The organism is Neorhizobium sp. T25_27, from assembly GCF_002968565.1.
Lineage (GTDB): Bacteria > Pseudomonadota > Alphaproteobacteria > Rhizobiales > Rhizobiaceae > Neorhizobium > Neorhizobium tomejilense.
Map to the genome: position 1 here is coordinate 1,298,778 of NZ_PVBJ01000001.1, position 12,085 is coordinate 1,310,862.

General features: G+C 58.7%; 11 protein-coding genes and 1 pseudogene. 6 read left to right on the plus strand and 6 right to left on the minus strand.

Going from position 1 to position 12,085, the window contains the following annotated elements; translation table 11 throughout:
- Window positions 1-35: 35 nt before the first annotated feature.
- From C5J24_RS06465 to C5J24_RS06475, 3 genes are read left to right on the plus strand one after another with little or no spacing between them, the layout of a single operon-like run.
- Window positions 36-1,052 (plus strand): ABC-three component system protein, encoded by a 1,017-nt coding sequence (locus C5J24_RS06465; RefSeq protein WP_105416713.1) that lies wholly within the window; start codon window positions 36-38, stop codon window positions 1,050-1,052.
- On the plus strand, window positions 1,049-1,531 hold the full coding sequence (locus C5J24_RS06470; protein WP_105416416.1) for an ABC-three component system middle component 2: 483 nt from the start codon (window positions 1,049-1,051) through the stop codon (window positions 1,529-1,531). The genes C5J24_RS06465 and C5J24_RS06470 overlap by 4 nt, the downstream gene beginning before the upstream one ends.
- On the plus strand, window positions 1,528-3,396 hold the full coding sequence (locus tag C5J24_RS06475; RefSeq protein WP_105416418.1) for a hypothetical protein: 1,869 nt from the start codon (window positions 1,528-1,530) through the stop codon (window positions 3,394-3,396). The genes C5J24_RS06470 and C5J24_RS06475 overlap by 4 nt, the downstream gene beginning before the upstream one ends.
- 9 nt (window positions 3,397-3,405) lie before the next feature.
- Here C5J24_RS06475 and C5J24_RS06480 read toward each other — a convergent pair whose 3' ends face one another.
- Complete coding sequence (locus tag C5J24_RS06480; RefSeq protein ID WP_105416420.1) at window positions 3,406-4,041, minus strand: hypothetical protein; 636 nt, start codon at window positions 4,039-4,041, stop codon at window positions 3,406-3,408.
- A gap of 142 nt (window positions 4,042-4,183) precedes the next feature.
- Here C5J24_RS06480 and C5J24_RS06485 point away from each other — a divergent pair.
- A pseudogene (locus C5J24_RS06485) lies at window positions 4,184-4,340 on the plus strand (transposase domain-containing protein); the annotation flags it as partial.
- Between the two features lie 134 nt (window positions 4,341-4,474).
- Here C5J24_RS06485 and C5J24_RS06490 read toward each other — a convergent pair.
- Genes C5J24_RS06490 through C5J24_RS06500 form a run of 3 tightly spaced genes read right to left on the minus strand, consistent with a single transcriptional unit; the run spans window position 4,475 to window position 9,919 of the window.
- On the minus strand, window positions 4,475-7,732 hold the full coding sequence (locus tag C5J24_RS06490; RefSeq protein WP_105416422.1) for an error-prone DNA polymerase: 3,258 nt from the start codon (window positions 7,730-7,732) through the stop codon (window positions 4,475-4,477).
- Window positions 7,729-9,243 carry a DNA polymerase Y family protein gene (locus C5J24_RS06495; RefSeq protein ID WP_205836922.1) on the minus strand — a complete coding sequence of 505 codons (1,515 nt, stop codon included), beginning with the start codon at window positions 9,241-9,243 and terminating at the stop codon, window positions 7,729-7,731. The genes C5J24_RS06490 and C5J24_RS06495 overlap by 4 nt, the downstream gene beginning before the upstream one ends.
- Window positions 9,161-9,919 carry an ImuA family protein gene (locus tag C5J24_RS06500; protein ID WP_105416426.1) on the minus strand — a complete coding sequence of 253 codons (759 nt, stop codon included), beginning with the start codon at window positions 9,917-9,919 and terminating at the stop codon, window positions 9,161-9,163. Before C5J24_RS06500 ends, C5J24_RS06495 begins: the two co-directional genes overlap by 83 nt.
- Window positions 9,920-10,516: 597 nt before the next feature.
- On the opposite strand from C5J24_RS06500, the gene C5J24_RS06510 reads away from it, so the two are divergent.
- On the plus strand, window positions 10,517-10,699 hold the full coding sequence (locus C5J24_RS06510; protein WP_105416430.1) for a hypothetical protein: 183 nt from the start codon (window positions 10,517-10,519) through the stop codon (window positions 10,697-10,699).
- A gap of 151 nt (window positions 10,700-10,850) precedes the next feature.
- Here C5J24_RS06510 and C5J24_RS32635 read toward each other — a convergent pair whose 3' ends face one another.
- On the minus strand, window positions 10,851-11,162 hold the full coding sequence (locus C5J24_RS32635; protein WP_371673809.1) for a hypothetical protein: 312 nt from the start codon (window positions 11,160-11,162) through the stop codon (window positions 10,851-10,853).
- A gap of 63 nt (window positions 11,163-11,225) precedes the next feature.
- Here C5J24_RS32635 and C5J24_RS06520 point away from each other — a divergent pair, with 63 nt between their 5' ends.
- On the plus strand, window positions 11,226-11,459 hold the full coding sequence (locus C5J24_RS06520; RefSeq protein ID WP_105416434.1) for a hypothetical protein: 234 nt from the start codon (window positions 11,226-11,228) through the stop codon (window positions 11,457-11,459).
- Between the two features lie 6 nt (window positions 11,460-11,465).
- Here the strand turns inward: C5J24_RS06520 and C5J24_RS06525 are convergent, their stop codons facing one another.
- Window positions 11,466-11,738, minus strand: a complete 273-nt coding sequence (locus C5J24_RS06525; RefSeq protein WP_105416438.1) for a hypothetical protein — start codon at window positions 11,736-11,738, stop codon at window positions 11,466-11,468.
- Window positions 11,739-12,085 lie beyond the last annotated feature (347 nt).

Consider the following 12,085-nt stretch of genomic DNA (forward strand, 5'->3'; position numbering starts at 1 on the left):
TTAAGCCTGCCTTTAGAGTCGGGGAGTTTCTGAGCGTGCCGTTCAACGAAGATCGATACATTTTGAATCTCCAGCCGCCTGAATTAGAGGACCTCGTTAAGAAGTGGCTCGCCCGACTGAAGAGTGACTACGTTGATTTTGAACAGGTTTCGAAGTCCGCTGACATGGGCCGCGATGCAGTCGGCTTTCTGTCCCAGGCGCGGTATGACGAGGAGTGGCATAACTACCAGTGCAAGCAGCTGTCGAAACCTCTGGGTAAAGGCAGGTTTGTTTTGGAACTCGGCAAGATTTTTCACTACCACTGCGCCGGCGAGTTTACGCTTCCGACAAAATACATTTTCGTTGCCCCGAACGGCGGCGTGGGCGATGTCAAAAAACTAATCGCTCGGCCTAGCAAGATCGCATCCTACCTCATCGATCACTGGGATGAATACTGCCTGGATGATATCTCGGATACGGTACCGAGTCCGCTCACTGACGAAATCCGAGCAGCTATCGCGGGTTATGATTTCTCAAACGTCGATTTATGGAAGGCGAGCGAGTTGGTAGAAAGGCCCCAAATGCGGGCCGTGATGATGGATCACATGGATATCGATCCAGGGGAAGCCCCTACGTTGGCCGACGAAGATGTGCCTATCGAAGCGGCTGAGTTCGAATATGCCTATGTATCTCAACTGGTCGGGGTATTCGGCGAACATAGGGGCATAGACTTCGCCGATCTCACGGCGGTCATTTCAGACCCAGAATTCGGACCGCAAATGGCTCTCGCGAGAAGGCGATACCTGGAGCACCGCCTGTTCGGATTGCACTACAGGGACAGCCTGTTCGAGAAATACATTCTACAGGTAGATAGGGACGTACATGACAGGGTCGTTGACCATTATTACCAAATGAACAGAGGTCCCAAGTATGACAGGCTGGCCAAGCTCATGAGCGAGGCGTCGGCGGCGACCGTCTCTGGTCCTTTTGGAAAGCACAATCGTGTCACCGCCAGCGTTAGACAAGGCGCGTGCCATCATTTCGCAAACACCGGAAAGATGCCTTGGAAATGACGTCCGAAGACGCCCCCCCCGCGCTTTTCAACAGCTCACTCGAAGCGGGTATTAGAGCGGTCGTGATTCTGGATGCTTTCGCTCCGAGCGCGTTCGACATCGCTACCCTGTCGCTGCTCGATTACTATCTCGTCCACGCCGGCGATGCCGGAGCGCGCGATAGCGTCCATCCCGACCTCGAGGCAAGAGAAGGCGAGTACTTTGTTCGACGTCGCCTTGTGGAGGAAGGTACTGCCTTGATGGTACGCGGTTTCCTCGTCGACCGCATACACGATGATCGCGGGATATCCTTCCGAGCGCACGAAATTGCCGGAGCCATGGTCAGCCTAATGAACACTCCATACAACAAGAGGCTGAAAGAGGCGGCAGAATGGCTTGCTGAAAGAGCGGAGGAGCAAGGGCTTGAGAAGTTCCTCGTAGAGCTCCGTACCGGTATTGACCGATGGACGCTCGAAATCATCGGAGATCAGCAGCAATGAGCCCGTGCACTTTTATCCGTATCAACCGCGTCGTAATGACAGGACCGGACAAAAAAACCGTGCATGTCCGATTTGTAGAGGGCGTGAACGTTGTCTGGGGTGCATCGAATGCCGGCAAGTCCTTCGTCAGGAGATGTATCGACTACGTTTTGGGCTCGGAAAAGATCGAGGTTCCCGACGAAGGTATTGGGTATGACAATGTCGTTGTGTGGATGACGACCCCCAAGAGCGGTCCGGTATCCCTTCGTCGATCCGTATATGGCGGCGACATCTACTTGGTCCGCGGCCACTCCGAGTCTGTGAGTAGGTTGGAGCCCGGCTATGAGGTGCTGAAGTCTTCGCATGTACAATCACCCAACGTGTCGAGGTTTATCCTGCAAGAAAGCGGTTTCCGTGAAGCGCGCTTGCTCAAAAACGAGCGCGCCGAAAAGTCGCCTTTCTCCCTGAGGGTTCTCATTCGTTACCTGATCGTCGATGAAACGAGAATGATGGATGAGAAGAGCATTCTGCTGCAATACAACACCGCGGTTACGTCGGAGGACAAAAGCCTCATAAAATTCCTGCTGACCGGCGTCGACGGTTCGTCGGTCGAACAGGTCCGATCAGGAGATCAACTAAAGGCTGCCCGTGACGCGAAGATCGAAGTCTTGTCCCAGCTTGCCGAGAGGCTGCGTGCAAAACTCACACTGAATTGGTCCGACGACGAAATCGATGAAAAGCTGGCAACGGCAAAACAGGAGCGCGAGAACCTTCAGGAGGTGATGTTCAAGCGCCAGGATGACCTGGACGTGCTGACCGAGGACCTCAAAGTGGAGACTGCCGCCCTTAGAACGGAGGAGACCGAGATCGCCGAGATTTCTGCGATGATCGTGCGCTTCGAAGAACTGGCGAGCATTTTCACATCGGACCTGAACCGACTTTCCGGGCTGGAGGAAGGAGGCTTCCTGCTTCAGAAGTTCGCAGCCATTAATTGCCCGTTATGCGGGGCCACACCGGAACATCAGCATGAACACAGTCTGGGCGATATCGAACTTCAGCGCGTAGCGGCCGAGGCTGAGATCAAGAAAATTCGCCGCGAAGAGATGGAGTTAGCCAACACCGTTGTCGAGGCCAGGCGGGAGATCGATGTGCGCAAGGTCGTGGTGGATAGCATTCTCTTGCGTCAGGCCGTGACCCAGGGACTTCTGAACGAAGCAAAGGAACTTGAAACAAGCGCCCGCACCGTATTTTCCAAAGCGTCCGAAACCGTCCGCCAACTCGAGGGCGAGATCAGCAACAGGCGATTGCTGGCATCGTATGAACTCAATATCGGCGAGGTCTCACGCGAGCGCGTGGCCTTACGTCAGCGGGCCGCTGGCCTCGATCTCAACCTCAATCTCACGACGAGTGAAGCGAACGAACTGTCGAAGGTCGTGAAACGTGTCCTGAAGGCTTGGAACTACCCCGGCGGTGAGGCAGTACATTTCTCGCCCGAAGAACAAGACATCGTCGTGGATGGCAAGAACAGGCGGAACAATGGAGCAGGCATCCGCGCCATCCTTCACGCGGCGGTCAAGATCGCCCTCCTGATGTACTGCACAGAGGCGGGACGTCCCCATCCCGGTTTCATCGTGCTTGATTCACCGCTGCTTGCGTATCGTCCTGCTGACGAAACCGAGCGCTATGGTGAACTCACCGAAGAAGACTTGAACCTTCGCCGAGCCAACCTGGCCGCGCATTTTTACGCCCACCTCCACAGTTTGGCGGGTTTCGCACAGATCATCGTGATCGAGAACCACAAGTCCGACCAACAGGTCGTTGCCTCATATCCAAACACGCACTTTACCGGAAACGCTGAGGTCGGGCGTCCCGGCTTCTTTGGGTAAGCTCGGCCGTCAGTTCAGGCTTTCGGGGTCCTTGTATAGCTTCACGACCCCGGAGGACATCTCGCCTTCGTCGAACGGACGATGGCCGATTGCCAGCCGAGCGATACCCTTCGCCAGCGCCTTAATCTGCTCCTGAAGCTCTTCCTTCGAAAAGTTCTGAGCGACTTCCAGCTTGCGGATCGCCTTTGCTATGCCGTCGGAATCGCCCTTGTTCCGCATCGCTGCATCTACGACCTTTTCCTGCCACTGCGCCAAAACGTCATCCAGCGGGTCCTTGTACTGCGTATGTCGTCGAGCGATGACACCCGCATTGCGGCCCTTGAGGGTTAGTCTGAAGCATACGCCGTCACGGATCGCAGAAGAGCAGCGGCTGAAGTTGTCCTTGAAGAACTGCGCCGAGATATCGACGAGTGGGCCGTGTAGATGTCGCTCTTTGAAGTCCAAGGCCATGAACGGGATGCCGTCCGCGTCGGCAATATAGAAGAGCCTGTCTTCGTCGAGGACCTGGCGGCAGTAGGCGAGGAAGCCAGACTTTGCGATCTTCCTGTCGATCTTCGTTCCCGCGTGCTTAGTCGATCTAGGGACGACGGTCGAACGCCGTGGTATTCGCTTCTTTAAGGTAGGCTTCTGCGCAGCCACGGCCATGACGATCCTCATACATTTGGTCAATATGACCGGACGAAAGAACCGGTAACTTCGTCCGGTCATTCTGTCAACAGATTTTGCGGCAGGGTCTCACGCGCAACCCGACGGCTCTCCTGATAGAAGCATCGGAGATGCCGTATGCTGGGCGACCATCGGCTCACTCATCGAAACCGCCAAGCTCAACGCTGTCGATCCGCTTGCCTACCTGTCCGCCACACACCGCCATCGTCAACGGTCACAGGCAGAGCCAGATCGCCGTGCTGATGCCGTGGAATTTTTCGCGGCGGACAAACGGTTAAAGTCCGCAATTGGCGCAGCGGCGACCACCGGCTCGCGCCGGTGGTCTACCTCTCCTATAATTCAATCTGCTCTGCAATTCGGAACGCGTCGGCGCGCCGATAGCGAAACGAGTTCGCTGGAAACATCCGTCCTATTAGTGAAAGTTCCGGCTCTTCACCGTCAGCGTATCGATGTGGAGGTCCGGGATATAGATGTCCCTCGCCTGCACTGCGGGCTGCGGGTTGTCCCGGGGATCAGGGCCGCCACCATGCTTGACCTGATCTCCACGACCATGTGGTAGCGGGAAGTCCCCATCCCGCTCACTCAGGCCCGACAGGTCCGCCGAGAAATCGAATAGCTTCTGGGCGACCAGATGAACAACCTCGCCTTCCCGCTGGATGCGACCATGGATGCCCATCATGGTCGCGGTCATGAGTACCCGCCGCTGGCGTTCGAAGAGGCTCGGCCACACGACGGCGTTGACAATCCCGGTCTCGTCTTCCAGCGTCAGGAACATCACGCCCTTGGCCGATCCGGGCCGCTGCCTCACGAGAACCAGCCCAGCCGTCCAGAGCCACCTTCCGTCTCGCTCGCCCATCGCCTCGGCGCATGTGACAATCCTTTTCGCCTTGAGGTCCCCGCGGAGGAACGACATCGGGTGGGCGCGCAGGGTCAGTCCGGTATTCGTATAGTCTTCGACGACCTCCCTGCCCTCCGTCATCGATCTCAGGACGACTTCGGGTTCCTGCATCTCGGCGACCGTCTTGGCTTCGCGCTCGGCCGCCGCCGCCCACAACTCGAGCGGCTCGTCGCGCATCGCCTTGATGTCCCACAGCGCCTGGCGGCGCTCGAGACCTAGAGACGGCAGGAAGGCATCCGCGTTGGCGAGCTTGACCAGTGACGCCGTCGGAACTCCCGAGCGCCGCCACATGTCGTCGGCGCTTTCGAACGGCTGGTCGGCGCGGGCCAAGATGATACGCGCCGCGTCGATCTCGGGAAGCCCTTTGACAACCCGCATCCCCAATCGGACGGCGAACCGATCCGAATTGCCAATCCGCTCCATGGTGCAGTCCCAGCGTGACGCGTTCACGCAGACTGGCCTGACTTCGACGCCATGCTGACGGGCGTCGGTGACGATCTGCGCGACGCTATAGAACCCCATCGGCTGGCTGTTTATCAGGGCGGCGCAGAAAACGTCAGGGTGATGGCACTTTACCCACGAGCTCGCATAGGCGATGAGGGCGAAGGAAGCAGCATGGCTCTCCGGGAAACCATAGCTTCCGAAGCCTTCCAGCTGCGTGAATGTTTTCTCGGCGAACTCGCGGGTGTAACCGTTCTTCACCATGCCATCGACGAGCTTGTCCTTGAACTTGCTCACCCCGCCCGTGAATTTGAACGTGGCCATGGCCCGCCTCAGCTGGTCGGCCTCTCCCGCCGAAAAGCCCGCGCAGACCATCGCGACCTTCATGGCGCTCTCCTGGAACAGCGGAACGCCGAGGGTTTTGCCGAGGACGGCTTCGAGTTCCGGCGTTGGGTATTCGACCTTTTCCTTGCCTTCCCGGCGGCGAAGATATGGATGAACCATGTCACCCTGGATCGGTCCCGGCCGGACGATCGCCACCTGGACGACCAGGTCGTAGAACGTCCTTGGCTTCAGGCGCGGCAGCATTGCCATCTGGGCGCGGCTCTCGATCTGGAATGTCCCGAGCGTGTCGGCCTTACGGATCATGGCATAGGTCTTAGAATCCTCCTGCGGGACGTCGGCAAGGCTCATCGGCTCGTTCTTGTGTTCGGCCAGGAGTTCGAACGAGCGAGCCATGCACGACAACATTCCCAGGGCCAGAACGTCCACCTTCATGAATTTCAGGGCTTCGATGTCGTCCTTGTCCCACTCGACGACCTGGCGGTCCTTCATGCTGGCCGGCTCGATCGGCACGAGGTCGTCCAACCTGTCCTGTGTCAGGACAAACCCGCCCGGATGCTGGCCAAGATGCCGGGGCGCGCCCATCAGCTGGGACGCGAGGTCCAGCGCCAGCTTCAGGCGGTAGTCCGCCGTGTTCATGTTGTTCTCTTTGAGCTGTTTCTCCCCGACGCCTTCCGACCAGCCCCAGACCCCGGACGACAATTGCGTTATGAGGTCCTCAGGCAGTCCGAGTGCTTTCCCCACGTCGCGCAGCGCGCCCTTTGCCCGATAGCGGGTGACCGTGGAGCAGAGAGCCGAGCGCGAACGCCCGTAGGTCTCGTAAATCCACTGGATCACCTCCTCGCGGCGGGAGTGCCCGAAATCGACGTCGATATCCGGCGGCTCGTTGCGCTCCATCGACACGAAGCGCTCGAACAACAGGTCGGATGTCTCGGGATTGATGCTGGTGATCCCAAGACAGTAGCAGACGGCCGAATTGGCGGCGGACCCGCGTCCCTGGCAGAGGATGTCCTTCGAGCGGGCGAAGCGAACGATCGAGAAAACGGTCAGAAAGTAGGGCGCATATGACATCTTCCTGATCAGATCGAGTTCGTGAAGGATCGCCTTTCGGACTTTCTCCGGGATGCCTTCGGGATATCGGTCTGACGCGCCTTCCCATGCGAACTTCGCCAGCGACTGCTGGGCATCAAGACCGGGAACTAGCGCCTCCTCCGGATACTGGTACTGGAGTTCGGATAGGTCGAACTTGCAGCGATCGACGATCTCGCGGGTGCGGGCAAGCGCCTCCGGGTACTCGGAAAACAGACGATGCATCTCCTCGGGAGCCTTCAGAAACCTGTCGGCATGCCTTTCCCTGTCGAAGCCCACGCTGTCGATCGTCGTGCGGTTGCGAATGCAGGTCACGATGTCCTGGAGCTGGCGGCGAGAGGGATCATGGAACAGCACGTCGTTGGTGACGACCGTTTTGACCTTGTGGCGAAACGCGATGTTGGACAGGTTGTGCAGGCGCAGCCTGTCGTTCGGGCGACGGCGAAGGCATAGGCTGACATAGGCGCGGTCACCAAAGATGGCAGAGACCTTGCGGAGCTGTCCCGCATAGACATCGTCGGCTTCGTCGGGGATCAGGATGGCGATCAGGCCGTCACTGTAGGCTTCCACGTCGTTGAGGTTAAGGATGCACTTTCCCTTGCCGCCCCTGCTCTTCCCCAACGACAGCAAGCGGGTGAGCCTGGAGTAGGCAGGACGGTCGGTCGGGTAGACAATGAGCGACATGCCGTCGGCGAGATCGAGACGGCAGCCGACAACCAAGCGAACGCCCGTTGTCTTTGCCGCCTCCCAAGAGCGGACTATGCCAGCAAGGCTATTGCGATCCACGACACCAAGCGCGTCGATGCCCATTGCAGCCGCAGTGGCGAAGAGTTCGTCGGCGGAACTAGCCCCGCGGAGAAAGCTAAAATGCGTCGTGACCTGGAGTTCGGCGTATTTCATCCGAAAACTCCGTGGAGGAACCACTTGTGAGAGCCTGTAGCGGTGTCGACCCCGTCACCCGCGCGGTAGACCCAGAGGCGTTCGCCGTTCTCGTCCTCGACGACGAAGTAGTCACGGACAGCTTCCATCTCGCGCGGACGCAACCACCACTCGCCGAATATGCGCTCGGGGCCGTCGGCCCGGACGATGCGCCGTCGTTTGCCACGCCAGGTCATGACCACAGGAGGCTGGTCCGGCAGGACGGCGATGGTCTCGATCTGCTCCGGACGGGCCAGCAGTCGCGACGGACGAGGCCACCTCACGGCCCAGTCTGCCCCCGTTTCGTCCGCGGTCGAAGCTATCCTCATGACCGACCGCTCGGGGACATCGGAAGCTACCGGCGTCACTCGATACAGGCGCTGACCTCGATTTCCGAGGATATCGATGAGCGGGGTCACGTCGACGACCTGTTCCTCGATCAGCGATGACGCGATCTGCCGCTCTTCCAGCGGCTCGGTCATCACCGCAACGAGGACCATCTTGTCGATACCGAAGCCGGGATCGATCTTTTCGATCTGGTCACAGATAAGCTTCGACAGCCGAGCCGGATCGCGGACAGGCTTCTGGAGCCCCGCGCGGACGGACTGCCTCGTGTTGTCGACGCGATGAATGACGAGGTCGGAACGGCGAACGCCGAGGCCGCGCTCTTGGAGCCTGGCTGTAAGATCGGCTACCAATTTTCGGATGTATTTCGCGATCGTCTCTGGCGCACCGATGGGTTCCTGAAAATTCCGGGAAACTTCGACAAGTTCAGGTGTTCGCAAAGGCTCGATGGGTTCGGCCACCCGACCAAAAATCTGATCGAGACGCCGTGCGACTTCCGCCCCGAAACGCAGGGTCAACGGAGCGCGGGCCATCGCCGACAGTTCGCCGACCGTCTCTACGCCGAGAGTCCTGAGGCCCTGGATGGTGTCGGACGGCAGTCGTAGGCAGTGGATGGACAGCTCGACCACGGCCTTGCTGACGCCTCCGATGGGAACAACCGTGGTCTCTGCAGTCGTCATGCGGGTGATCGCATGGGCAGCACCCCACGTGTCCGCAACGGCGGCTCTCGCCGTCAGGCCGCGGCTGCGGAGCAGATTGACGAGGCCCGAGATCAACATCTCTTCCCCGCCGCGCAGGTGGTCGGCACCCTCGATGTCGAGTACGAGACCATCCACGCCATCGACGGCGACGACGGGGCTGTATTGCCGGAGTGCCCACAGCGCCAACCGCTCGAGCGCGGCAGCGTCCGCAGCCGGGTCGGCGTCGATCATCGTCAGGTTCGCGATGACGGCCTGAGCTTTACTGGCGGCCATGCCAACGCGAAGGCCGACCTTGCGGGCAGCAGTGTCGGCGGCCGACACCCAGCGCTTCGAGCCACTCCGCGAGATCACGACAAGCGGCTGGTCAGCTGGCACGGCTCCCTTGCCATGACGACGTATCCGATCTGTCGCGAGATACGGGAAGTAAACTGAGACGACCCTTGGCATCGCATGCTCCTAACTCAAACTCGGCACACTCGCCCGCCTTGACACGCATTAGTTCCGCCAGCCATCTGGCCCGCCCAACGCCCGCAGTTGGCAACGGCTCGGAAGGCAATACGCTGACACGCCACCTCGTCGTCGAAGCCGTGGGGTTTCCGTAGTCCGCGGCCTCGGTCTGCCGCCTCCACCTCCTGACGACCAGCCCCATCGTTCCCGTCTTCTCGGCGGCCAACTGAAGGCGGCGGGAGGCCGTCATCGGCAACCGCACCAGTTCACCAACGACGGCCGCAAGACCGCCAAAGGCCAGACCCTCTTCCATCGACGCCAGAACGTCCTCCTCCTTGTCGGATTCGCAGAATATGACCCGGTCGGGATGGAGGCCCGCCTGCGAAAGCGCCGGGGCGAAGAGATCGGGGCGGGTCAGACACCATAGCACCTTGCCCTTTGACCGCGCAGCAATCCCAGCCGTGAACAAGGCCGCCGCCGCCCCGTCCACCGTTCCGGAACCGCCGCCTGCCACCTCATGAAGCGCGCCGTATGCCAGGCCGCCTCCCGGGAGTCGCTCATCGACCTCGGGGACACCGAATGGCAGCACCACCGCCTTCCGGGATGCGCAACCTTCCAGGTGCGCGATGCGGTCTCGGAGCTCTTCGACGACCCGAGAATTGCGGGCATGCGACATCGTTCACGACCCTCCTCAGGTTCGCGTTGCACAGGGCTTCATGTCCCTCAAAACGGTTTACGTTCCTCTTCTGTTCCGTTCAATAGGGAGAGTCAAGCGGGTCTGAATCGGGTTTTTTAGACGACACTAACAAGCAATTTTTGGAATCGTGAAATGAATCAGGACTCTAAGCCCATTCCGCTAAATAACCGGCTCCATTGATTTTTTTGGGACGGCGGCAGTTAAGCCTTGCCCGATGGGTGGGCTGGGTACATGGTGCGGGCTTACTGGAGATGGAGGTGCGAGATGGCTAAGCGGGTAAAGCGAAGCATCAGGGTCAAGACCTCGAAGAACGTCTCCCTCGGTTCCTGTCTTGACGAAGTCGGATTCAAGCCGCTTGGACGGCGCATCAAGATCAAAGCAGGCATCGATCAGCCTCCATTGAACAAGCCAAAATCAACGCCTGCGACGGAAAAACCGGCCGACTAGCCAGGTGTCACCGTCCGGTACCGTACGAAGTCCTGAAATACCTTGGCAGCGCCCGCTCTTGCGATATTTTGGGGGCCCTGATGGCGCGGAGCCATCGAGTGTGACAGTGGCCTTGTGCAGGAGTGGAAGATGACGAATTCCGTCAAAGTCATCCCCGAAGACGAGCAGTTCACCGTCCGCGTTATTGAAGACGGTGAAGTCTCCGAGAAACATTTCTCATTCGAGAAGTTCGCCCGTTCGTGGGCTGATGGGCAGAAGGTAAGACTTGATCAAGCCAACGGAACCGACGACGCTCGTCGAGCGCGTGGCTGACTTGCTTAGCCGACCAAACGTCCTTGGCTATTCCAATTGAACTCCTCGGTATCCGCACCCTCGATCTATCCATGAGGCGGGGCCGTCAGCCTACGGGAACAACGGATCGGTGCGGCAAATGACACCAGTGACGATTGTCAATCCAGCGACGTCATCCATCGCTGCCGCTTCGGAATGATATTTCTCCGTAGTGCACCTGCAATCCGTTGCGATCTCGGACATTCACCCGGATATTCGCTGCGTCAGCATAGGAAATTTCGTCTTTTGCGATGTCAGTGAGAATGCGAGTTACCTCGCGCCTAATTTCGTTTTCGGAGGAGAGGTCCTGACCGTCGTCGTCTCGTTCCAGGCCGTGGCCGTTGATAACATCGAAATAATACCGGGGCATGCCCTCACCTTTTTGTACGCTCCCGTACCAATCATCTCCAACTCCGGAATGTTCCTGCTCGACCAGGCAAGCCATTAATATTAGATGGAACTAATAAACGCTGCCGTCATTGACAGGTCCTGCAACAGCGGTGGACCGATGACAATTTTTTATCTGGAAATTTCAGACAGCATCGAGGCGGAAACCTCGATTGATGTACCAAATCCTCAAGAAGCGATGAACGCAGCGTTGAATGCGCTCGCCCAATTTGCCTGTCGCAACTTTCCGCCGCCAGAAAAACTTGTAATCAAGGTCTCTGATGCGGATCGAGATCATATAGCGACGCTTCGCTTCGGCTTCAGCATCGACTACGCTGAAAGGTCGCTGACCTGAGAAAGGCTACCAGTCACCCGCGATCAGGTCGGCCAGTTCTTCATCCATTGGCGGCTCGTTATCGTTGGCCGCGCCCTCCCGCAACTTCAGAACGTTCGCGGTGTGATGAGCGAGGAACCACTCGGCCTTCTTACGCTCATCATCCGTCACGTCGCCTAAGTCGGGGAGTATGATCCGATACCCGGTGTCAAAGGCCCGCAACAGGTCCTCGTACTCGCGGACAGCCTTTTCATGCGAGGCGAGCAGTTCCAATTCCCAACCTTCCAACTGTCGATCCATGAGGATACTCCGTAAGAGATACCCCCTAACGCATATCTCCACCTTCTGGCTCCACGATGCCGTCCCGGGGCTCGTTCTCCTCGTCGGAGCTATTGCAGACAGGACAAGGCATTCCGGCGGCACCACATCCACAACGATAATGACCCGACCATGGTCTGCGGAAGTGCTCCTCGCATACCCATCCGGTATTGTGGCAGGTGTCGCACTTCGCCATCATGCGGGAATAGTAGGAAGTGTTTTGGAGATGTCAAAGGGAACCAACCTGCGTCCCGCGATCCCATTCATGTCGTACGACCTTATCAAGAAAAGTCGCGGTTGTTCTATGTTCGAGCGAATAGCCAAGCACA